This window comes from Streptomyces sp. NPDC055287 (assembly GCF_053646035.1).
In genome coordinates, this window is record NZ_JBSHNE010000021.1 from 1 (window position 1) to 21,271 (window position 21,271).

A 21,271-nucleotide genomic window follows, 5' to 3' on the forward strand; every position below is an offset into this window, starting at 1 on the left:
GCCCTCACCCGCACCAGCCACTTCGCAGCGCTGTGCCCCGCCGAGCTGACGCTCGGCGGGGCACAGCAAGGGCCGAATTAACCAACAGCGTCCGGACCGGCCTGGCCCCCTGCATTGCGCACCCCCGAGGTCAGCCAAACGGTGGGCCGGTGACAGACCACTGGGCCTGCGCGTCGCGGGGGCAAGCAGTTCGTGCTCGGGCGGCCCCGGGCTCAGGCGCCGTCAGGGCCGGTGACCGCGGGAGAGGGCCTACTCGCAGGCGACCCCGTCGCGGTCGAGGTGGGGTCCATAGCCGGGGTCTCCACGGCGGATCGGAGCTGCGCCGACCTCCCCGACAGCGGTGCAGTTCCGGTAGAAGGCGCTGCCCCCTCCCCCTGTGCTCGACCTGCCGCCGGAGGCGGATCCCCCGCCCGTCCCGGCATCGCCGGAAGTCCGCGCCTTGCCCTCATTTGGCGAAGATCTGAGCCAGAGGCTTTCTTGGATCTCAGCCCCAAGAATTCCTACTGCTCGGTCATGCCTCACTCTTCCGTGTCGGCGAGTAGCAGCGTCGGAGGAGCGCTGAAGCCAACCTGTCAGGCCACCGAGTCCTTGAGAGCGAAGCCGGGTTCGCCCTCTACCCACGGCCGACGAGAATGCCGCCCAGGCATGTGATGTGGAAGGCGCCCTGGTCCTGGATGGTGCGCGCGGCCAGCTCCTCAGCCCGCTGGATGATCTCGATAAACGGCACCCCCAGCTGCTCGGCCCAGGCTTCGTACGAGGCCAGGTGGGCCACGATGGGGGCGGGGTCCGTCAGTTCAATGACGCCCGGCAGCTCCAGCACCCGGATGTCGCTGAAGGCCATGCCCAGCAGCTCCGGGGCTTTCTCCAGCGAGAACCGGGCACTCAACGAGACTCGGGCCGGGCCCTTCAGCCACGCCCACACTCGCAGCGAGAGCAACGATCGGGATTACCCAGTCTGACGCCATAGACATAGGCACGTCCCGGCAGCACCCTCCAGGAGCTGTCCGGCCGTAGGCCTCATTCCACACAGAAGCATGGGCCACAGGCAAGGCGTTGCTCGGGGCCGAGGCCACACGAGGCACAGGCTGGCGTTCACTGGCAGGACGCGTCGCAGCAGCTCCGTCTTGGGCCAGCGAGCTATTGGTTCATGCGTGAACACCGCTGACTCAAGGGGCTGACCGGCATCCGGGTCCACTTCGACCGGTTGCGCGAGCGGGACCTGCTCTTCAGCCGAAGGGTCTGCGCGGTCGTCGGGTGGGGTAGGACCACCGAACACGGGGACCTGGCTACAGGCGACGCACAACGCCGGGCGGGGCGGGCAGCGGCCCGGCGGAGCTCCAGATGACCTGCACCGTGGTCGTTGCTTACGACTCAGTGGCTGATGACTAGGGGGCACCTCAGTCGCAGCGAGGGCCGACAAGACGGGGGATCGCATGAATGCCGTGGTTACAGCTGTGGTGTCCGTCGTGACATCGGGGGTGGTGGCCTTCCTGACCGTTATGCTCTCCGGTCGCCAACAGCGACGTGCGGCCGACCGCGCGGAGCGTGACCAGCTGAACGCCCAGTACCTCAACCCTCTCCGCTGGCAGGCAGCTGAGGTTCACTACCGGCTGGCCTTCATTGGTGCCGCGGTGGAGCGGACGGGCAGCTACGCGCCAGCTCTGGCCGTCGAGCAGCCAAGTCAGGTCGAGGGAAAAGACCCAGCCTGGTTCAACGGGCACGGCTGTGCGTTGCTCTCTGCCACCTATCTCATCGCCGGCTTGTTCGCCCAGCTGAAGCGAGTTCGAGACGACTTCCCGTACTTGCGGCTGGCCGGAGACGATGACACCCAGCTGGCCGCCCTTATCGTGCGGGTCCAGCTGGCCTTCCTCCGAGACGGCGGTGTGTATTACGCGGTGCAGCCCAGCATCGGGGACGACGTGCTGTGCGACCAAGGCAGTCGCGTGCGCACTTACCACGAGTTTTGTGAGCTGCTGATGGACCCGGAAAGGCGGGTCTGGCTCGACATCCTGATCCATTTCACGCTGGAAACTGCCCAGGGACGCAAACAGCAGCGACTGCATGACGTGCTGGAGGCGGTCCGGGATCTGTCTGACTTCCTCGATCGAAGTCTGGCCGGCGGCCAATCCCTGCGCGCTCGCTGGGCGGCCGAAGGCGCCCGCATGGATGCCCGAGAACTTCCCCGGGGCACAGTCCCGCCCATGCGATAGCGGAGAACGCTCAGAGTTCGAGAAGCGGGAACCCAGCCCCAGCCTCAAGGGGCGGATAGGGCATGACGCCAGAACCAGCCAAGGGGTTCAGGTCGCGCGGCGACCGGGGAGGTCCCGGTCGAGAGGAGGGGGGCAAGTTGTGGAGGCAGACGCCTGGTCGGCTCTGGCCGGACTCTCGTCGACAGTCCTGGCCATGGCAGCGGTGACTATTGCCCTGGTGGCCTACCGGTCCGAACATCGGCGGGCTCGCTTCGAAAGCGCTCGTGCCTTGCATCATGACCTGACTACCGGTGAAGTCGCTTCTGCCCGTGAGATCATGGGGAGCCTGCATTATGGCGGTTTCGGCTCTCCGGACAGCGCGCACGAACAAGCTTCGGCTCTGACCGCCTACTTCACCCTGCTCTGGTGCTTCGAGCGTATTGAGGCCGGCCGCGCCGCCTTGGTGGGTGGTTCTACCCACACTGGCCGGGGCGGGGATGAAGCCGTTCACTACCTTGATTCATTGGTTGCGTGGCATGTAGCCGAGTACGCCTGTGGCTTTGCCACCGCACGTCGCAAGCTTGCTGAGTCAGCTGGCGCGGAGGTGTCCGACACGGCCTCAACTGCTGCATTCAAGCGGCTACTCAGCGTCTTGCAAGAGCGGGGACTAGTGGATCGTTCCTACCGGGCAGGCCAGTGTCCGGGAGCCGAATGCCCGTGCGCGTGTCACGACGCCCCACCTACCTGACGGCGAAGCTCACGGCAACCTGCTACCGGTAGGTCCCGCTTCCCAATGTCGGGTGGGCGCGCTCAGTACCAGCAGACTTCTCCGAAGGGCGCGCCGTCACGGGGCAGCCCACTGCTCCCGTGACGCTCACCGCCACAACGGTCAGCCTCCGGTGATCAGGCCAGTGAGCCTCTCAAGCCCAGCCAAGATGGCCCCTCCGGCGACCTGACTACCGCCGCTGGACAGCGCGGCTTTGATTCGCTGACCGGCACTGAGTCGTTCTTCCGGATCGTGACTAGGGTCCTCCAGGACTTCCACGTCATGCAAGAACTCTTCCTGTACCGCTGGCGGCAAGTGCGGCGCGAGGCCGCGGAGCTGCTGGATGAGGCCGGCCAGTTGTTCTGCCTGGATGCCCACGTTCTGAGTCACATACATGCCTTGGCCGCCCGTGCCGCCGTAGACGTTCTGGTTGAACACAGGGCCGGCCCCCGCGGTGTTCTGCTCGTTCATGAGCGCCCTCACTTTCACTTTGGCCAGTGCCACTGAGACAATTACTGGATTCGCTCGAATAGATTCGAAGATGACCCGAAGAGCGTTCCTGATGTCACCCCAACCCCAATCACGGAAACAAACATATTCCCGCCGCCCCCAGCTGTCCCAGAAAACTATGCCTGGAAGTTCGGAAAGCCTCACGCTCCCAACCGCCGTGATCGCTGACACCGCATCGATGGCGCTGTAGGCGTCTTCCTGCCCATGCAGCTGGCTGAGACTCGGGTGGATGTCACAAAAATCCGCTGACAGTCGATCCAAAGCGTTCCAGTTTTCCGCTATGTACGACCCCAGAGCGGCGTCTTCGCTTGTGTAGAGGAAGACGGCATGCAGCGGTACGCTGCGGTAACGCTCGAGCTGATCCCGTCGCTCACTCCAAGCTGTATCGAAGTCTGCCGACAGGAGACGTCGAAAACTTCTGGCGAACCTGCGCGCCTCCCTGTAGCCCGTTAGGCCAGACTCCGAGTCCGCTTGTACAATTCGAAAGGCCCTCTCCCATTCACGTCGGCGCCACCGATGCCGCCGAAATGTGCCGCCACCTTCAAACTCATCCGCTAGGCGGAGCAGTCGATCAGTCGACAGCTCTTCGAGTGATTGAATCTGCGGATGGTTGGCGGCGAGCCAGTGTAGAAAAAACAGCATGGTGAAGCCCGGAAGCACATTCATGAGTACATCCCCCAGTCCCTGACGGCTCGTGACGGCGGCCCACTACTCAGCGTTTCATGTGTCGTATTTGGCGGCCCAGACCCGCGCCGCCGCCAGGTTCGGCGCTGTCCCGACCGGCTGGTACCCAAAGCCGTCCCACTCCTCCAGCACGCGGGGCTCGTCTGGCCGGAGATGGCTGGCTCCGCCGTGCAGCGGCCGATGCCGCCGGGCCTGGTCCAGCGGCGGTCGCCGTCGCTTGTTATAGGCCGCCAGCGGTTCGTTGGGGTCCACCGACGGCACGGCGCGTGACGGCTATTCGGCGGTCCGGGGCGGCTGTGCTTGCCCAATGGCTTCTCCTGATGCTCTTGCTTTAGCTACGGCCGACGAGAATGCCACCCAGACACGTGATGCGGAATGCGCCCTGGTCCCGGATGATGCGCTCGGCCAGCTGTTCGGCCCGCTGGACCGTCTCGATGAACGGCACTCCCGGCTGCTCGGCCCAGGCTTCGTACGAGGCCAAGTGCGCCACGATGGGCGCGGGGTCGGTCAGCTCGATGACGCCCGGCAGCTCCAGCACCTGGATGTCGCTGAAAGCCATGGCCAGTAGCTCCGGGGCTTGCTCCAGCGAGAACCGGGCGCTCAACGACACCCGCGCCGGCCCTTCTGGCACCCCTAGGACGTCACCGGCGGCCCGCCGCCACAGCTGGTCCAACTCTCGCTTGTCGGTGTCGCTGTTGGTCGAGGCCACCAGCAAACCGCCGGGCTTGAGGACCCGGGCCAGCTCCGCGACCGTCGCCGGGATATCCCGAGCGTGGTACAGCATGTGCAGCGCCAGCACAGCTTCGGCCGTGTCGTCGGCGAAGGGCAGGGCCTGGGCCTCAGCCACGGCCACCGGGCCGGGTACGTCCGCCAGGATTCCCGCCGAGATGTCCAGCCCGATGACGTCCAGGTCGGGCCGGTCCTGCCGCAACCGCTTGATGAACTTGCCGTTGCCGCAGCCCACGTCCAGCACCCGGCCGCTGGTGTCTTTGAGCTCTTTGACGACCAGACCCGGCAGGTCGTACTGCGGCTGCTGCCAGCGGTAGATCGACTGCCGAGCAGCCAGATGGCGCTCATCACCGTAGGCGCTGGTGGCCAACAGCTTGGCGTCGGTCACGGCGGCGTTCTGCCGGTCAGTGTTGCTCACAACTGTCCATGTCCCGGGTCGGCCCACGCCCTCGCCGCCGCCAGGTTCGGCGCAGTCCCAACCGGCGTATAGCCAAAACCGTCCCACTCCTCCAGTACGCGAGGCTCGTCCGGCCGGAGATGACTGGCTCCACCGTGCAGCGGCCGATGCCGCAGGGCCTGGTCCATCGGCGGTCGCCGTCGCTTGTGGTAGGCCGCCAGCGGGTCATTCGCGTCAACCGACGGCACGGCGCGTGACGGCTGATTCGGCGGTCCCGGTCGACTGTGCTTGCCCATGGCGTTAAGCCGCGACCGTGGTGGGCCGGGCGGCAGCCAGGTCTTTGGCCCGCGTGCGGACGTCCTCCACCGCCGTTGTCCGGTACGGCCGGGCCGCCTCCAGCAAGGTGTTCAGCCGAGAGGCCACCAGGGTCGAGTCGACGCGGGCGACGTCGTCAAGGGCCTGCTGCGCCGCCTGGGCCGCCTGCTCGAGCTCACCTTCATCGAACAGGGCGGCAGCCAGGCCCACCCGGTCCATGACCCGGACCCGGTCAAACCCGGGCGCGCGCAGCTTCAACGCCTCTTGGAAGTAAACGCTGGCCGGCCGGTGGGGCCGGTCCAAGCCAGCGAGGTCACGGGCCGACACCGCCCGGGCTCCAGCGTGCTCGGCGGCGTCGAAGTAGGCCACCCACTCCGGTACCTCGTCGCTGGGGCCATCCGCTAGCAGCTCATCGGCCTGGCCCAAGTGCCGGTCGGCCTGGCGCTCATCACCCAGCGCCGCCTGGACCCGGCCAGTCTGCGAGGCCACCAGCGCCTTGACGGTCGGTTGCTCGGCCTTGGCCGCCGCCACTTCCAACAAACCGAGAGCATCCGTCGGTCGGCCCAGGTAGATCATCTGGTGGGACATGCGGGTGACGATCTCGACGCCCCGGTCCCGCTGCCCGGCTTCACTGGCCGCGTAGATGCCATACGACCAATACCGCTGGGCATGGGCGTAGCGGCCGGAGTCGTGGCTAACCCACCCGGCCAGCGCCGCCAGATCGGCCGTAGCGGCGAAGACGCGGGCTCGCAGGCTGCCCGGGATACCGTCTTGAATGCGGCTGGCGACCTCGGACAACTGGGCCACGATGGCGGACCGGTACAGGCCGCCGCCCTTGGAGGCGTCGGCCCGGGTGAAGAAGGTAGTGACTTCTTCCAAGGCCGTGACGGTGGCGGCGTCGAAGCCACGGGTAGCGCGGTTCAAGGGGCGGGCGATACCGCCCAGCATCCGCTCGGCGGCCAGGATCAGCGGAGCGCCAATGGCGAGCTTAAGCGTGTCGCGGCGGTTCATCAGCAGGTCCGTCTGCGTCCATCCGGCCAGGGTCTGGGCGGCCGCCTCGGTCAGCAGGGGAAGCTGGATCGTGTCCACGGTCGGCCCGGCAGCCGTCAGACCCAAGTCACTAGGAGTAAGGGGCTGACCGACCGCTTCCGAGAGTACCTGGGCCAGCAGCGCCGGCACCGGCGGCCGGGGTCGTTCGCCGTCGATCCAACGCCGGATGCGGGTGGTGTCGGGGGCGACTTGCCGGTGACCTTGGGCTTGGGCCAGCGATGCCACGCGGCGGGCAATCTCTCCCTGCGACAGGCCAGTAGCCGCGATCCACAGCCCCAGTTGAACGTTGCCCGCTTTGCTGGCCGTCACCGGTTCGCCCTCCCCGTCAAGCGTGTACGGAGCGTGGCATCTTCGCCACGGTTCGCGACCCCTACGGTACTGGTCAGGGCTGGTACGTGGGGTCGATTCTGCTGGAGCGGCAGCTAACCGGCTGTTGCGTAGACATGAGGGGAAGGGATTCGCATGACGACACTCACGCCCGAGGCTCCGTGGGCGATGCGGTTGGTGACGGACCGGCTGCCGACCAGCCCGCCGTCGTACGCGGCCGTGACGCTGGACGCCGCCACTCAGACCGCCCGTTACGCCGATGCCGCCGGCATGGCAGTGGAGATGGGCGGGCACGGCACCAGCCGCACCACGGGCACCGCCTCGGTGTCCGGTGGAGGCGACGGTCAGAACCCGCAGCCGCAGACCCAGGACGACCACACCACCGACTACGAATCGGACTAACCCCCATGGCCTCCACCGTCCTGGTTGTTACTGCCCTGGAAGATGTCACGGCGGATTGGGTTGTCTCAGCCCTGAACGAGCGGGCTGTGCCCGTGGTGCGGCTGGACCCGGCTGATATCGGGCCTGGTCTGACGTTCGCTGCTGGCATCGGTCCGGGGGCGGCCGCGTGGGCTGGGTCGTTACGGACCGCCAGCCGGGAGGTGGAGCTCGGAGCGGTGGCGGCGGTCTACTACCGCCGCCCCACTCCGTATGCCGCCCGGTTCGAGCATCTGTGCCCGCAGCAACGGGACTTCGCCGCCGCTGAGGCTAGGCACGGCCTGGGCGGCATCCTCAATCACCTGCATGGCGCGCTGTACGTCAATCATCCGTTGGCAGTCACCCGAGCTGACTTCAAGCCCGCTCAACTCCGACTCGCCGCCCAGCTCGGACTCAACATTCCGCCGACTCTCATCACCAACGACGTTGAGGCGGCCCGCAAGTTCGCCGCCGACCACGGCCCCATCATCTACAAGACCTTCCGTGGCCTGCCGCGATCTGACGATGAGCAGACTGGTGCCATCTGGACTCAAGCCGTCGACCCGGATGACTTCGATGACTCGCTGGCGGTGACCGCCCACCTGTTCCAGGCCGAGGTGCCCAAGACTGGTGACGTGCGAGTGACGGTGGTGGGCCGCCGGGTGTTCGCCCAGCAGTTGGCCGCCCCGGACGGGGCGCTCGACTGGCGCCGGGGTAATTGGGACGACCTGATTCACGCCCCCATCACCGTGCCGCCCCCGATTGAGGCGGCGCTGCACAGCTACCGGGCCGCCTTCGGCTTGGTCTTCGGCTGTTTCGACTTTGCCCTGACCGGCGATGGGGACGACCCGGACCATTGGACCTTCATCGAGTGCAATCCGAACGGCCAGTGGGGCTGGCTGCCTGACGCGCCGGCCATCACGGAAGCGTTCGCTGACATCCTCAGCCGCACGGAGGCGGCCCACCCATGACCCTGCCTACTGACGCTGACATCGACGCGGCCGAGCTGCGTGCCGCCATGACCGCCGCCCTGACTGGTGGGCTGTCCGATCCGGCCTGGCGAGCGGCCGTGGCTGAGGTACCGCGACATCGGTTCGTGCCGGGCTTCTACCTGCCCGCCGACGAGCCGGGTGAGCACGGGTTGACGGTCTGGGAGCCAGTCACCGCCGAACTCGACTACGGCCGGTGGTTGGCCACCGCCTACTCCGACACGACGCTGATGACGCAGTTCGACGGCGACGAGCCGGATTGGCAGCGACCGGCCCAGCGTCACGGTGGCGCGCCGACCTCCTCCTCCACCTTGCCGTCGCTGGTTGTCCGCATGTGGGCCGACGCCGAGGTCCAGGAGGGCCACTCGGTGCTGGAGATTGGTACCGGCACCGGCTACTCCACGGCCCTGGCCTGCCAGCGTCTTGGCTCCGCCGCGGTCACGTCGATTGAGGTTGACCCGCACCGGTTGGAGATGGCAGCTGGCGCGCTGTACGGCTCGGGCTACACCCCCACGCTGGCGGTGGCCGATGGCCTGTATGGCTACTGGCCCGAAGCCCCCTTCGACCGCGTCGTGGCCGCCTGTTCCTTCCGCGCGGTACCGCCGGCGCTCGTCGCTCAGACCCGGCCCGGCGGCAAGATTCTGCTGACCTTGAGCGGCTGGCTCTACGGCTACGCCCGCGTGCTGCTGACGGTCGGAGCCGACGGCACGGCCGAGGGCTCACTGCTGGGCGGCACCGTGTCGTTCATGTCGGCCCGGACCCACGCCGCGCCGGCCTTCGGCAATCCGGCTCATTGGGCCGCCAGCCTGCCCGAGACCGCCCGAGCCGCCCGCCACAGTCCCGAGCGAATCACCGCCGCCACCGAGGCAGCCTTCCATCTGCGGTTCCTGGCCCAGTGCGCCGGGCCGGATACGCAGCTGACCACCGTGGGTGAGGTGGTGCATCTGGTTGATGTCGTCAGCGGTTCGGCGGCCAGCCTGACGCCGGAGGGCGGCACCTGGCAGGTGCGCGAAAGCGGCCCGCTCCAGCTGTGGCAGCAGATCGAGACGGTTCTCGACGCCTACGACGCGGCTGGTCGGCCGAATCCCGAAGCGTTCCAGCTGTACGTGGACAACAGCAGCCAACAGCTGCGGCACTCACTCATGGCTGGCTTGTCGTTGCCGCGACCATGACCGACCTCCGCGTTGTACGCCCGGCCCGAATGTCATGAGTCAGGGCCGGGCTCCCCCTCATTCGTCACTCCCTCATGGGAGGCACTTCACCGTGTCGCAAGTTCGTCCTGCCCTGAGTCAGCTGGCCCTGGCTGATACCCCCAACGCCGCCGCCTGGGCTCGTCGCCACACCGTCGATGTTTTGCGGCATTGGCGGGTGCCGCCGGACTTCATTGAGACAGCCCGACTGCTCGTGTCGGAGCTGACAACCAACGCCATTCAGCATCCCCAGCCGTCGGCGGCCGGCTCACCGGAGCCGCGGACCCTGACCGTGACGCTACGGCTGGTGGGACCGCGGCTGTACTCGGAATCGATTGGGCCGCTTGACCGTACCGACCGGCCACCAAGCTCGGTCTTTCTGCCTCACACCTGGCCGGTGTAAAGCAGCATGGCTTGTCGGGGCAGGGGGCTTGTTCTTCTCGCCGGCGTAGGAGGCTGTCCCACACCGCCAGCGCGGCTCTAGGCAGCGGCGTAGGGGTTGATGATGCGGTGTGGGCGGCGGGCGGTCGCGAGGACGTGCTGGGGGAACTGCGGGCCCGCGACGTAGTGGCGGCCCTTGGTCTGCCCGACCGCGGTCAGCACGCCGGCCTTCGTCAATGCTTGCAGGTCCCGGGTCGCCTGCTGGGTGTTGATCGCTTCCTGCCGTTCGTAGCGCGAGCGTCGTACCCGGTTCACCATGGCCACCTCGTGCAGAGCGGTCACCTGCCGCTCGCTGATTCCGTGCGCCTCGGCGTGCTGCATCAGCTCGAGCCACACCTGGTTGGAGCGGTCGACCCGGTACTGCACCCGCTGCGTCTGCTCGTGGTAGGCGCGCAGGTTGAACTTGATCCAGGGCAGGGTGTCGCGCTCGGGCGAGTACACCGGCCCGCCGACCTCCCGCAGCACCTTGTAGTACTCCCAGGTGTTGCCGGGCATGCCAAGCCACTCCTCGATCGAGGAGAACTCGGGTGCCAGGACCCCGCCACGGGCGATCAGCAGAGTCTGCAGGGACCGGGACATGCGGCCGTTTCCGTCGGACCACGGGTGGATCTTCACCAGGTTCAGGTGTGCCATCGCCGCCCGGATCAGGAAATGCGCCCCGGTGTCGCCGTCGTTGAGCCAGTCCACCAGCTCGGCCATCAGGTCCGGCACCAGCTCCGGATCCGGGCCGTCGTAGTCGGTGGCGAGCTCATCCCCGGGCGCGGTGATCCGGATCGAGGTCTTGCGCCACTGCCCGGCGGTGCGCTGCGGGTGGTGGTGGCCCTGCAGCATCCAGTGCAGCGCGTTCAGCAGTTCCTTGCTGTACCGGAAGTCCTCGACGTCGTGGAGCGACTGGATATAGGTCATCGCCTGTTGGTAGGCGAGGGTCTCCGCCTTGTTCTCCTCGCTGGCGTCCACCTCGCGTTCGCCGTCCATCAGGTCTGCTACGTCCTTGGCGTCGACCTGGTAGCCCTCGATCGTGTTCGACGCCGCGATCGCGCTGGCGGTCAGCGCCTTACGTAGATCCTGGGTCCACTTCATCGGCGCCTGCTGCACCGCGTCACGCAACCGCTCACGCAGGCCGTCCACCTCTTCCAGCACCTTGATGTCGGAAGCGTCGAGGGCAGGAGTCTCATACAGCATGAGCCAATGATACCAGCTACCTATCATTGAGTGCGGTGGCTGCAGCTTGGCAGCTGCTCGGCTGATCGCCACATCGTCGACCTTGGGTCACCGCCGTACTCGCCGTTGCCGACGCCGACGACAACCAAGAGGTGAGCACGGCCGAATGGGAGCGGATGCTCGCCATCATGGGCATGGAACCGGAGACGGCGCATGCCAGGGCCTCGGACATCGACACCGACAACGACGGCGTGATCTCCCTGGACGAAGCCCTGCAGTCGGGCCTTCGGTTCTACACGACCGACGAGCCCCTGAACCCGAACGCGCTCGCGCTCTGAAACCGGAGCGCGAGATGTCCGCGGGAGGTCCCCAGGGGCTATCGCCGGGGGCCTCTCGTCTGGCCGCTACGGCGTTCAGAAGAACGGCCGCCCCGTAGCCAGAGCCGCCGACATCGGCTCAAGCACACCAGCGAGAACATAGCCAAGCCGTCTGAGGCGCGGGCTCCTGAACGAGCTTGTGGCCCGGGCTCAGGCCGAGGGTCTGCAGCTGACGGATGAGGGCGGACTGCTCCAGCAGCTGACGAAGCGGGCTGCTGGAGCAGTCCGCTCTCGAAGGCGAGATGAGCGATCACCTCGGCTATGACCGGCACGATCCGGCAGGGAAGAACGGTGAGAACTCCCGGAACGGGCAACGCTCCAAGACGGTCGTCACGAACGTCGGGCCCGTCGGAGCCGCCACCCCGTCGTCCGCGGCGCGGGAGGCGAGCCCCGAACCGCCCAAGGGCTGGCTCAAGGGGATCGGACGCCGCCGGTAGCCCCTGGCACCGCCCGGCGGGACGGCTCCCGAAGTCACCGCGCCACCAGGCGGGACGACCAGGGCCTGTCCGTTGCCACCGTCACCACCCGCCGTTCCGGGAGAACCCGAGGAACCACGGACGGGATCGCTCTTCGGGGTCGGGCACGCAGCCAGCCGCGGTACTCGCCATCCCACCGGTTCCGCCGCTGCCGCCTGTCGGCGCACATCTCCCCGGCCGTAGCCCGGTGGCCCACTACTGCGGTTCCATCACCGTCGACGACGAGCACGAATCGGCCCAGCTCGACGACCAGGGGGCACCGGCTGCTGCGAACCGCTGGCGTGGACGGAGCCGGGGTTGTAGGCGGTAATTGCCTCGGCGCCGCCCCGCGGGGCGGCGCCGAGGCCAAACAGGCAGGCGCTACGGGCCGTCACCGAAGGTCTCCGGGTCCTGCTTGGCCGTGACCTTGGCTAGAACACATGCCTGATCTGGACAGACATGCCGCCGGCGACCTCGGTCTGGGGGACGCCGGTGGGTTCGATCAGCACCACTCCGCGCCCTACGGGGCCGGAGAACTGCAGCTTGCCCCCCTGGTCCCCCACGGTCCCAGAGAAGTTGTACGGCCCAGAGGGGCCAGAGAAGTTGGCGCTAGCTCGGGCGACGACACGGCTGCTCAAGGCCGGTGCGTAGGTCCCTTCGGCCTCAAGGCCCCCGTCGGCGGAGGTAAGCCTGATCTGACCGTCGGGCATGAAAGAGACGGTCCCGTAAAACGTATCCCAGCGTTTTTGTCCCGCTTCGACACCGGCGGACGCGGGAGAGGCCGAAAGCAGGACCGAGAGCACCAGCGCGGCAGTACCGGCCAGGGACAGAGAGCGACGGGTGAGCGTTGCACGGGGCATGGGGAAACCGTTCGGCCGTACCCCGGCGGCTCCGGAGTGTACACCGCTTTCCTACCAGCGGCATCCGTCTCCCGCGCTCAGTGCGCGCCCGCGTTCACCCGTATACATGATCGGTATTTCCGCCCACCGGGTGCCCCCGGCGAACACCCTACCCCTACCCGCCACCGCCGCTGCCGCTACTCGGACCTGCGGCCCTCCCAACCCACCGCCCTGCGCTACCTCATACAACCGGCATGCCGCGGCGATCATGCTTCGTAAGCCCCTGACGACATCGCGGTTATAACCTCAGTCATAGGTGCTGTCGAGCGACGGCCGGTGCCTCCACTCCGGCTGGCGGGCATCACCTACGGCATTGGCCGCCGGTTGGCAAGGTCCGTGATGCAGGCGCGAGTTGAAAGCTGCTGTTCCAGGGCCTCGTTGGTCTCCATGAGCCGGTGATTCTCAATCTCCAGGACCTGGACGATCCGGGCCAGGAGCTGGGCCTGGGTGCGCAGGTCGTCGCGTTCGGCGCGGACGCGTGTCAGGTCCTGCTGCTGCTTGGCCGCGCGGGCCTGCGCGGCCTCGGGCACCGTTTTCGGGAGGGGATCGCGGGCCTTGATCAGGGCGCTACAAGGCCCCTGTAGAGGCTCGCCACCGCTTCGTCAGGCGCCCCAGGCTGCTGAATCAGGGCGATGCGCCCGTCCCGGGGGAACCGGATCACCGGGCTGGGGCGCTGCTGAGACGACACCGGCCAAGAGCCACTTCAGGAGTGGAAGTCGGCCGGCGTCCTGCCACCGGCGGGTAGCAGGGGCCGTGGTTGCGGGAAGGGCTACTGCACCAGCGCGGCGAGGGCCTGGTCGGCCATCTGCACGCCCATCGTGGCCGCGATCGTGGTGCCGGCCTCCAGGAGCTTGTCCTTGAGCTGGGTGGCGAACTGACGCAGGCGGCCCGGCTCAGGGTTCTCGGAGGTCGCTTCAGCGTGGAGGTCCTGGGCGACGCGCTCCAGCTCCACTCGGTTGGGTCGGACATGCCCAGGGTGGTGCTGACCTGGCCGATGTACCCCGCGAGCTGGGCGAACAGCGTCGGGTCGACGCCGTCGGTGTTTGTTCTGGGTGAAGTACTGCTGCTCGCCGATGATGACGCCCTTGGCGTTCGGCATGTAGTTGTTGCACGTGGTGCCGGGGCGGGGCTGGTTGATGTGGTCCTGCACGCTTCCTCCTGCCAGGGCGCAGCTGACGCCCTGGGGTGTGATGGCGACCGCAGCAGACGACCCTAGCGAGGTCATTACGCACAGCCCTGACCAGCAGCAACACACTCCACGCTGTACCGACCGGCAACCAACTGACCTGCACACTCACCAAAAACGACAGCACCAGATCGGCATCCATGTCACCACCCGAACCGCTCACAGCAACCAGCTGAACAGCACAGACACCGCAACCTACGCACTGACATCACGTTGCCGAATAACCACCGACAAATACGCGCAGATCATCACCTGGTGGCGGCGCTGGAGGCCCGGGGCGGTAGCCGGGGGCGCAGCGTGAATTGGTGGAGCTGGGCGGCATGGCGTCTGTCGGGAACCGCGGGCTCAGGCGCGCCGCTCCCGGCAGGCCTGCACGGACTTGATGCAGACCCACACGGCCAGGGTGAGGACGCCGGCCAGTACGACGACGCCGACAAGGAAGGGAATGATCATGCCGCCAGCATCTCAGGCGATCATCCATCGACCTCCAGTACCCCCGGCTGCGGGGTGGAGCACCTGGAAAAGCGCATGTCCGGGAGACGGTCCTGCCGCGCACCCACCCGCACACCACAGTCTGACTGGAGGCGCTCGGCGTGGTCAGCGTTCTGTGCCGGCGCGGAGTGGAGTTGTCCACCGGGCTGGTCGCTTTTGAGTGACGCCGGTGTGGCCTGCATTCCGCACATGGCCGTCTGAAAAACCACAGAAATTTGAGCATCGGGGAGGCGCGGAAATGTCAGCAATTCAGCTCAAGGAACACCAGGTAGATCAGCGGTCGGCGTTTCGTAAATGGGTAGGATTCCCTGCAAGGTCACCGGTGCCCCCGCAGGGTGCCCGGGGCACGATCGTGTCCGCGACCGGATCGAGTAAAACGATCACGGCCGCCGCGTGCGCGCTGGAGTCCTTCGCCGGCGGCCGGATCCTCGTCACCGTCCCAACCCTGGACCTGCTCGCGCAGACCGCCCAGGCGTGGCGCCTGGTCGGCCACACCGCCCCGATGGTCGCGGTGTGCTCACTGGAGAACGATGCAGTGCTGGGCTCGCTCGGGGTGCGCACCACCACCAACCCGATCCAGCTCGCCCTGTGGGCCGGGCAGGGGCCGGTCGTCGTGTTCGCCACGTACGCCTCTCTGGTGGACCGCGAGGACATCGACGCACCCGAGGGGCCAGCGGAAGGTTCGCGGGCCGCTGGAAGCCGCTCTGGCGGGCGGGGAACGGCTGTACGGCCAGCAGATGGCCCCGTTCGACCTCGCCATCATCGATGAGGCCCACGGAACCGCCGGTGATCTTGGTCGGCCCTGGGCCGCGATCCACGACAACGCCCGCATCCCCGCCGACTTCCGGCTCTACCTCACCGCCACCCCGCGCATCCTCGCCTCACCCCGCCCGCAGAAAGGCGCGGACGGCCAGGAGGTGGAGCTGGCATCGATGGGACAGGGCTCCCAGACCTACGGGCCGTGGCTTGCCGAGCTCGGGCTGAGCGAGAGCATCGAACGGGGCATCCTCGCCGGATTCGAAATCGACGTGCTCGAGATCCGCAACCCCTCGCCGGTTCTCGGGGAGTCCGAAGAGGCGCAGCGGGGCCGGCGCCTGGCGCTGCTGCAGACCGCGCTCCTCGAGCACGCCGCCGCGTACAACCTGCGCACCGTCATGACCTTCCACCAGAAGGTCGAGGAAGCCGCCGCGTTCGCGGAGAAACTGCCCCAGACGGCATCCGAGCTGTACATGAACGACGCCTCGGACGACGACCTGGCCGCCGCGGACAAGCTGCCGAAGTCCTCGATCGACGCCGAGTTCTACGAGCTGGAGGCCGGCCGCCACGTCCCGCCGGACCGGGTGTGGTCGGCGTGGCTTTGCGGCGACCACCTCGTGTCCGAGCGGCGCGAGGTCCTGCGCCAGTTCGCCAACGGCATCGACGCCAACAACCGGCGCGTGCACCGCGCGTTCCTCGCGAGCGTTCGCGTGCTCGGCGAAGGCGTGGACATCACCGGCGAGCGGGGAGTCGAGGCCGTCTGCTTCGCGGACACCCGCGGCTCGCAGGTGGAGATCGTGCAAAACATCGGCCGGGCGCTGAGGCTCAACAAGGACGGCACCACGAAGGTCGCGCGGATCATCGTGCCGGTGTTCCTGGAGCCCGGCGAGGACCCGACCGACATGGTCGCCAGCGCCAGCTTCCGCCCCCTTGTAGCCGTATTGCAGGGCCTGCGCAGTCATGATGAACGACTCGTCGAGCAGCTCGCCTCCCGTGCGCTCACCAGCGGTAAGCGCAAGGTTCACGTCCGGCGTGACGAGAACGGGCAGATCGTCGGGTCCGGCGGCGAGGGCGACGGCGAGGACCAGGAGGACGACACTCAGGCCGCCGCAGAAGCGGCCTTGCTCCACTTCTCCAGCCCGCGTGACGCGGCGACGATCGCGGCGTTCCTGCGCACCAGGGTCTACCGGCCCGAGTCACTGGTGTGGCTGGAGGGCTATCAGGCGCTGCTGCGCTGGCGGAAGGATAACGAGATCACCGGCCTCTACGCCGTGCCCTATGACGTGGAGACCGAGGTCGGCGTGACGAAGGACTTCCCCCTCGGGCGCTGGGTGCACCAGCAGAGGAAGGCGCTGCGGGCCGGTGAGCTGGAGGAGCGGCGCAAGACCCTGCTGGACGCCCCGGAGGCTGCGATGGTGTGGGAGCCGGGTGAGGAGGCGTGGGAGAACAAGCTCGCCGCGCTCCGGTCCTACCGGCGGGCCATGGGGCACCTCGCGCCGCGTCAGGACGCGGTGTGGGGCGAAGGCGAGGCGATGGTGCCGGTCGGGCAGCACATGGCCAACCTGCGCCGGAAGGGCGGCCTGGGCAAGGACGCGGAGCGGGCCGCCGTGCGCGCGCAGCAGCTGGCCGCAGTCGATGAGGACTGGAACTGCCCCTGGCCACTGGACTGGCAACGGCACTACCGCGTCCTCGCCGACCTCGTCGACGCCGACGGCCACCTGCCGGCCATCGAACCCGGCGTACTGTTCGAAGGCGACGACATCGGCAAATGGCTCCATCGGCAGAAGAACCCGGGCACCTGGAAGCTGCTGTCGACCGAGCAGCAGGAACGACTGACCAAGCTGGGCGTACAACCCGCTGAGGTACCGTCGCCCGCCCCGGCGGCCACCCGTGCGGCGAAGGGTCCGAGCAAGGCGCAGCAGGCGTTCCAGCGGGGCGTGCAGGCCCTCGCCCAGTGGGTGGAGCGAGAGGGCGACCGACCGGTGCCAAGGGGGCACAGCGAAGAGATCACGGTCGACGGTGAGCCGGAGCCGGTGATCGTGAAACTGGGCGTATGGATCTCCAACACCAAGGCCCGGCGCGACAAGCTCGATGCCGAGCAGCTCGCCGCCCTCGCCGAGGTCGGCGTGCAGTGGGCGGGACCGGTGCCGGCCGGTCGCTGAGCCGGACCGTACGAGGTCCCGGGCCACGATGCCCGGGACCTCGTGGGTGGGCCGTGCTGCAACGCGGTGATGCAACAGCGGCCCCGGCTGTTCTCTGTCATTGCGGTTCAGGGGTGCAACCCGATGCGGACCCGGCCTTTTAGGAAGCCGGGAGCCCGGTCTGGAGCAGGCCGCCGGGGCCGAGATTCAGAACGCTGGCGGGGCTTACGTCGATGTCCGGGAGTCTGATTGTGACCTTGCCGAAAAGGGGGTCATCAGCGGGAGCTGCTGATGCGGGAGCGACGGGCGTGAGAAGGGCGGCGAGAGTGAGGGCGAGAACGCCTGCCAGCCGCTTGAATGATGTGGCCATGCGACAGACGTACCCCGGCCGACCGGTGCCGTGCGGGAAAGTCACCCGATGGAGTACGGGTGCCTGCGGTCAGCCGATGGCACGCGCGGGCGGCATCCGGCCGCCCAATCCTGCTGAGGCTGCCGAAACGGGGTGCCGGCGGCGTGAGCGGTGTTCCGCCACACCCGCCCACAGAGGCGAGGAACACCCCACCCACCAGGCGGCAACAGCCTTCACCAGGAAAGCGGCACCCCAGTACACCGCCGCAGTCGGTGTCTGGACCACCAACACCTCCTTTGAAATGAGGGACCGAGGCGGGGCGATGAAGCATGCTGCGGATGACCCCAGTGACGTCGGTGCCGGGCCGGTGATGACGGCCAGGCGGTGGCCGTGGGCTTGCGTGGCCGGGTGCTGTGGGGATGCAGGCCGGGTTCAGCGCCGGTACATCACATACAGCTTGCCGTTGTGGGAAGCCGCGGCCGCCTCGTCCATGGGCTTGATGGCTCCCTGCCCGCTCACGTAGTGGGTGTCGCTCCGTGCGGAGGCGCTGCGGGTCGCCGCCCGCAGGGTGCCGTCGGTTGCGCGCAGGAAGATCCACAGCTTGCCGTCGTGGGAGGCCAAGGCCGGGCCGTGGGTGGCCTTCCACTGCCTCTGCACCTCGGCCTGGTGCCACTTGCCGCCGTTCGAGGCGCCGATGTAGAGGTTCTGGTCCAAGCCGGTGGCGGCTCGCCAGATGTGGCTGTGAGCGGTGGCCGAGGCGACGGGCTTTTCCACCGTCCACACGAGGTCGTCGCTGAAGGGGCCGTACCAGCGGCCGTCGTGGATGTCGTGGTAGAGCCTGCCGTTGGTGCCGACGTGCGTGAGCCACGCCTTGTTCTGATAGGCGGCCAGAGCCGGCGCGAAGTTGGGCTCGTATTTGGAGAACTGTGTGATCGAGCTCCAGTTGCCGGACTCGGTGAAGGTCCGCCAGTGCAGGGTGTAGTTCCTGCCGGTGACGGCGTAGAACAGCTTGCCGTCGACCGCGCACAGGGCGGGGGCGAAGTAGCTTTTGTCCCCGCCGATCGGCTCGGGCCTGCGCCACACCTGCCCCTCCAGGCGGGGGCCGTCGCGATCCGCGCGGTGGCCCGTACGTGAGGAGCCGTCATGCCCGACACCACCGCGCCGCTCACCCCGATGACCCCGCATGCGGCGAGCAGCGCGTTCAGCTACCTCCGGGCCGTCCAGGCCGCGGACGTCGAAGCCGCCCGCGAGTTCGCCGGCGCCGAGCCGCGGATGGCCGAGCTGCTCGTCGACGTCGTCAAACTCCCCTGACACATCCCAGCGACCGTCGTTGATCCGCAGGCCGGGGCGGGGACAGGCACTGAACGGACCCGCCTCCCCCCAGACCGAGGCAAACTGGATGCACGGCAGGGCAGACGGTCGCCTGCTACCGATCGCGCACACGATCAGTACGAGAACCCCAGGCCGAAACGCTGTACCACCCCAGCTGACCAGCAGCTTTCAAGATGGAACGGCCTCACTGTGAGCCGCCCCGGGCTCGACGAGGGACGGTTCGGGGTGGGAGCCCAGGGAGGTGTCATCGGGCTCTCCCAGCCCAAGGTTGTGGTACATCAGCGTCCCCCAAATCGTGACCTGATGCACTCCTGTCGTGGGCCGGTTGTCCACCTGGGCCAGGAACAGGGCGTCGCCTACGCAGACGGGGCATCCTCCGGCGGGATCGGGCCAGGCTTCGATGTCCTTGCCTACAATCCGCCGTTTTCCTGTCCACGCGTTGAAGAACCTCGTAATCAGCTCGATCAGATTGGCGGGGAGACCCTTCTCTGCGTGGATGCTGCCCAGGACGATCGCCGTGACGGTCAGGTCCCACGCGCCCTCGACGAATCGCAGGTCGCCGGAACCCGCGCTGCTGAATTCCGGTGCCGCGCCCGGCACCCTGCCACGGGTTTCCAGGCATCGTTGAATCGCCCCGAGCATCAGTTCCTGCTGCTCCAGACTCAGATGGGCGACTCTGGGCCTGCTCCACTCCACCATCCGCTGCACGAATTCAGCCGTTACGTGGGGCCTTGATTCACGCAGTACCGATGGCAGCGCGCCGAGCAGCATCAGCTCCCGGACCCTGTCATTGTCGTCACCCCGCCCACGCCAATGCGCGGTGATGTTCGCACCCCAGCTCTCGATCCTCGACTTGCACTCCTCCACCTCGGAGACGGTCAGGTCGTCGGTCGTCGCCTGCACCGCGTCCTTCATCTCGTCCCACACCTGGCGGAGCCTGGTCTTCAGCCTGGGAGTGTGGTCCCCGACAAGGAATCCGCGCATCCGCTCCTGATGGACAGGATCGAACGGCAGGTTGGTCCAAGAGTTGACGTGCTTCGCTCCCCGTACCAGGACCGCGACCATGTCCTCCGGCCACCCGTGCTCCTCGCCGAACCTTCTGATGGCGGCCTCGCCGGGGGCACGTCCCCGTACGTCAGCACTCCACCATTTGTGCGGGTGCTCGCCGCGATAGGCCGACCACATCACGCCTGCACAGTGGTGGGCTGCGATCACGGCATGCATGCGTTCAAGAGCGGCGTCGTTGTCCGGGTCCGCTCCTGCGACATCAACCGCGATGGGCATGCAGGCCAGAGCCCACATCGCGGTCCCTTTGCACCAAGCCTCGCCGGCCGAGGGTAACTCCCACTCGGTCACACCGTTCTGACGCAGCCATTTGAAGCCCTGGTGCACGGCTGCCGCACACATCTCGCCGAGCTTGCCAATCCATTCGGCTCCACTGGGCGTCCGGCACAGTCCCCGGAAGGCGCCGTGCAGGAAGGACGCCTGCAGGATCGCGAGCACCCGGAAGTCATCCGAGTCATCCAGGATCTCCAGCGGAGCTTGGCCATGGGCCAAGTAGCTGCCCTCGAAGTCGATGAAATCCTCGACACCCTCCACCCAGGCTTTGGTGCTGCCGTGCACCCTGTCCCGCAGCAACCCCAGCTGCTTAGCTTTCGCGACAGGGTCGGTGCACCGGTCGATCGCATGACAGTCGTCGTAGACGCCCGCCATGAAGCTGTCTTTCTCGTGGTCGTAGAGCCAGTCCGCCCAGATGTGGCCATAGCTGTAGTCGGATGAGGTTCCCACAGTCACTCCTGAGAGTCGCTTTCACTGGCCAGCCGGGAGCCCCGTTCGGTCAAGGCACCGGTGCTCGAAGATGTCGGATTTCCGGACTGGTCGGGGGGTCCTGTAACAGCGCGAGCCTGACATCCACCATCCCCAGGTTCGGGCCCAGATACCCCATCCGTGGCACCCATCTTGCTTGCCGACGCAGACCTGATCACGAGGCGGCTGTGGACACGGGGCCGACTGTGCGTGGGTGGGGGGCAGCAGGGACTGGTGTGACAACGCAGCACAGTTGGCAAATCAGCACCCTTGTTGGCAAGCAAGGCTGAAGTCGCTCTGTGATCACTCTGCG

General features: G+C 67.5%; 20 protein-coding genes and 2 pseudogenes. 8 read left to right on the forward strand and 14 right to left on the reverse strand.

Annotated features, from left to right (window positions below):
* Nucleotides 1-249: 249 nt before the first annotated feature.
* Nucleotides 250-621, reverse strand: coding sequence for an excalibur calcium-binding domain-containing protein (locus tag ACWIHY_RS26815; protein ID WP_454378239.1), 372 nt, complete (start codon nucleotides 619-621; stop codon nucleotides 250-252).
* On the reverse strand, nucleotides 614-937 hold the full coding sequence (locus ACWIHY_RS26820; protein ID WP_454378240.1) for a hypothetical protein: 324 nt from the start codon (nucleotides 935-937) through the stop codon (nucleotides 614-616). The genes ACWIHY_RS26815 and ACWIHY_RS26820 overlap by 8 nt, the downstream gene beginning before the upstream one ends.
* A 496-nt stretch (nucleotides 938-1,433) precedes the next feature.
* On the opposite strand from ACWIHY_RS26820, the gene ACWIHY_RS26825 reads away from it, so the two are divergent.
* The gene (locus ACWIHY_RS26825; protein ID WP_454378241.1) at nucleotides 1,434-2,210 is read left to right on the forward strand and encodes a hypothetical protein; all 777 of its coding nucleotides are present in this window, start codon (nucleotides 1,434-1,436) and stop codon (nucleotides 2,208-2,210) included.
* An 868-nt stretch (nucleotides 2,211-3,078) separates the two neighbouring features.
* Here ACWIHY_RS26825 and ACWIHY_RS26830 read toward each other — a convergent pair.
* The 5 genes from ACWIHY_RS26830 to ACWIHY_RS26850 form a co-directional block, all read right to left on the reverse strand.
* Nucleotides 3,079-4,131 (reverse strand): hypothetical protein, encoded by a 1,053-nt coding sequence (locus tag ACWIHY_RS26830; RefSeq protein WP_454378242.1) that lies wholly within the window; start codon nucleotides 4,129-4,131, stop codon nucleotides 3,079-3,081.
* A gap of 54 nt (nucleotides 4,132-4,185) precedes the next feature.
* Nucleotides 4,186-4,410, reverse strand: a complete 225-nt coding sequence (locus ACWIHY_RS26835) for a DUF6087 family protein (protein WP_454378243.1) — start codon at nucleotides 4,408-4,410, stop codon at nucleotides 4,186-4,188.
* A gap of 70 nt (nucleotides 4,411-4,480) precedes the next feature.
* Entirely contained in the window at nucleotides 4,481-5,296 is an 816-nt protein-coding gene (locus ACWIHY_RS26840; protein WP_454378244.1) for a class I SAM-dependent methyltransferase, read from the reverse strand.
* On the reverse strand, nucleotides 5,293-5,571 hold the full coding sequence (locus ACWIHY_RS26845) for a DUF6087 family protein (protein ID WP_454378245.1): 279 nt from the start codon (nucleotides 5,569-5,571) through the stop codon (nucleotides 5,293-5,295). The genes ACWIHY_RS26840 and ACWIHY_RS26845 overlap by 4 nt, the downstream gene beginning before the upstream one ends.
* 4 nt (nucleotides 5,572-5,575) lie before the next feature.
* Nucleotides 5,576-6,949 carry a Tat pathway signal protein gene (locus tag ACWIHY_RS26850; protein ID WP_454378246.1) on the reverse strand — a complete coding sequence of 458 codons (1,374 nt, stop codon included), beginning with the start codon at nucleotides 6,947-6,949 and terminating at the stop codon, nucleotides 5,576-5,578.
* Nucleotides 6,950-7,102: 153 nt separating this feature from the next.
* On the opposite strand from ACWIHY_RS26850, the gene tgmA reads away from it, so the two are divergent.
* Genes tgmA through tgmC form a run of 3 tightly spaced genes read left to right on the forward strand, consistent with a single transcriptional unit; the run spans nucleotide 7,103 to nucleotide 9,545 of the window.
* Nucleotides 7,103-7,369, forward strand: a complete 267-nt coding sequence (gene tgmA / locus ACWIHY_RS26855; RefSeq protein ID WP_454378247.1) for a putative ATP-grasp-modified RiPP — start codon at nucleotides 7,103-7,105, stop codon at nucleotides 7,367-7,369.
* Nucleotides 7,370-7,374: 5 nt separating this feature from the next.
* On the forward strand, nucleotides 7,375-8,355 hold the full coding sequence (gene tgmB, locus ACWIHY_RS26860) for an ATP-grasp ribosomal peptide maturase (RefSeq protein ID WP_454378248.1): 981 nt from the start codon (nucleotides 7,375-7,377) through the stop codon (nucleotides 8,353-8,355).
* On the forward strand, nucleotides 8,352-9,545 hold the full coding sequence (gene tgmC / locus ACWIHY_RS26865; protein ID WP_454378249.1) for an ATP-grasp peptide maturase system methyltransferase: 1,194 nt from the start codon (nucleotides 8,352-8,354) through the stop codon (nucleotides 9,543-9,545). Before tgmB ends, tgmC begins: the two co-directional genes overlap by 4 nt.
* A gap of 498 nt (nucleotides 9,546-10,043) precedes the next feature.
* Here tgmC and ACWIHY_RS26870 read toward each other — a convergent pair whose 3' ends face one another.
* A complete protein-coding gene (locus ACWIHY_RS26870) occupies nucleotides 10,044-11,186 on the reverse strand; it encodes a Fic family protein (protein WP_454378250.1) in 1,143 nt (380 codons plus the stop codon).
* Nucleotides 11,187-11,317: 131 nt separating this feature from the next.
* On the opposite strand from ACWIHY_RS26870, the gene ACWIHY_RS26875 reads away from it, so the two are divergent.
* Together ACWIHY_RS26875 and ACWIHY_RS26880 are read left to right on the forward strand one after the other, a co-directional pair.
* Nucleotides 11,318-11,503 carry a hypothetical protein gene (locus tag ACWIHY_RS26875; protein ID WP_454378251.1) on the forward strand — a complete coding sequence of 62 codons (186 nt, stop codon included), beginning with the start codon at nucleotides 11,318-11,320 and terminating at the stop codon, nucleotides 11,501-11,503.
* A 151-nt stretch (nucleotides 11,504-11,654) separates the two neighbouring features.
* A pseudogene (locus ACWIHY_RS26880) lies at nucleotides 11,655-11,940 on the forward strand (transposase); the annotation flags it as partial.
* A 488-nt stretch (nucleotides 11,941-12,428) separates the two neighbouring features.
* Here ACWIHY_RS26880 and ACWIHY_RS26885 read toward each other — a convergent pair.
* From ACWIHY_RS26885 to ACWIHY_RS26895, 3 genes are all read right to left on the reverse strand, one after another.
* A complete protein-coding gene (locus tag ACWIHY_RS26885; RefSeq protein WP_454378252.1) occupies nucleotides 12,429-12,560 on the reverse strand; it encodes a hypothetical protein in 132 nt (43 codons plus the stop codon).
* A gap of 641 nt (nucleotides 12,561-13,201) precedes the next feature.
* A complete protein-coding gene (locus ACWIHY_RS26890) occupies nucleotides 13,202-13,426 on the reverse strand; it encodes a hypothetical protein (RefSeq protein ID WP_454378253.1) in 225 nt (74 codons plus the stop codon).
* A gap of 239 nt (nucleotides 13,427-13,665) precedes the next feature.
* Complete coding sequence (locus ACWIHY_RS26895; protein ID WP_454378254.1) at nucleotides 13,666-14,046, reverse strand: hypothetical protein; 381 nt, start codon at nucleotides 14,044-14,046, stop codon at nucleotides 13,666-13,668.
* A gap of 766 nt (nucleotides 14,047-14,812) precedes the next feature.
* On the opposite strand from ACWIHY_RS26895, the pseudogene ACWIHY_RS26900 reads away from it, so the two are divergent.
* A pseudogene (locus ACWIHY_RS26900) lies at nucleotides 14,813-17,492 on the forward strand (Helicase associated domain protein).
* A 139-nt stretch (nucleotides 17,493-17,631) separates the two neighbouring features.
* Here ACWIHY_RS26900 and ACWIHY_RS26905 read toward each other — a convergent pair.
* Nucleotides 17,632-17,841 (reverse strand): hypothetical protein, encoded by a 210-nt coding sequence (locus ACWIHY_RS26905; protein WP_141754356.1) that lies wholly within the window; start codon nucleotides 17,839-17,841, stop codon nucleotides 17,632-17,634.
* A gap of 411 nt (nucleotides 17,842-18,252) precedes the next feature.
* On the reverse strand, nucleotides 18,253-18,903 hold the full coding sequence (locus ACWIHY_RS26910; protein WP_454378255.1) for a hypothetical protein: 651 nt from the start codon (nucleotides 18,901-18,903) through the stop codon (nucleotides 18,253-18,255).
* A 60-nt stretch (nucleotides 18,904-18,963) separates the two neighbouring features.
* Between ACWIHY_RS26910 and ACWIHY_RS26915 the strand changes: the two genes are divergently transcribed.
* A complete protein-coding gene (locus ACWIHY_RS26915) occupies nucleotides 18,964-19,131 on the forward strand; it encodes a hypothetical protein (RefSeq protein WP_454378256.1) in 168 nt (55 codons plus the stop codon).
* A gap of 189 nt (nucleotides 19,132-19,320) precedes the next feature.
* Here ACWIHY_RS26915 and ACWIHY_RS26920 read toward each other — a convergent pair whose 3' ends face one another.
* Nucleotides 19,321-20,940 (reverse strand): hypothetical protein, encoded by a 1,620-nt coding sequence (locus ACWIHY_RS26920; protein WP_454378257.1) that lies wholly within the window; start codon nucleotides 20,938-20,940, stop codon nucleotides 19,321-19,323.
* Nucleotides 20,941-21,271 lie beyond the last annotated feature (331 nt).

Coding starts and splice junctions, on each gene's coding strand:
- ACWIHY_RS26825 (WP_454378241.1), top strand. CDS start 1,434: ATGAATGCCGTGGTTACAGCTGTGGTGTCCGTCGTGACATCGGGGGTG.
- ACWIHY_RS26830 (WP_454378242.1), bottom strand. CDS start 4,131: ATGAATGTGCTTCCGGGCTTCACCATGCTGTTTTTTCTACACTGGCTC.
- ACWIHY_RS26845 (WP_454378245.1), bottom strand. CDS start 5,571: ATGGGCAAGCACAGTCGACCGGGACCGCCGAATCAGCCGTCACGCGCC.
- tgmA (WP_454378247.1), top strand. CDS start 7,103: ATGACGACACTCACGCCCGAGGCTCCGTGGGCGATGCGGTTGGTGACG.
- tgmB (WP_454378248.1), top strand. CDS start 7,375: ATGGCCTCCACCGTCCTGGTTGTTACTGCCCTGGAAGATGTCACGGCG.
- tgmC (WP_454378249.1), top strand. CDS start 8,352: ATGACCCTGCCTACTGACGCTGACATCGACGCGGCCGAGCTGCGTGCC.
- ACWIHY_RS26870 (WP_454378250.1), bottom strand. CDS start 11,186: ATGCTGTATGAGACTCCTGCCCTCGACGCTTCCGACATCAAGGTGCTG.
- ACWIHY_RS26905 (WP_141754356.1), bottom strand. CDS start 17,841: ATGGCCACATCATTCAAGCGGCTGGCAGGCGTTCTCGCCCTCACTCTC.
- ACWIHY_RS26915 (WP_454378256.1), top strand. CDS start 18,964: ATGCCCGACACCACCGCGCCGCTCACCCCGATGACCCCGCATGCGGCG.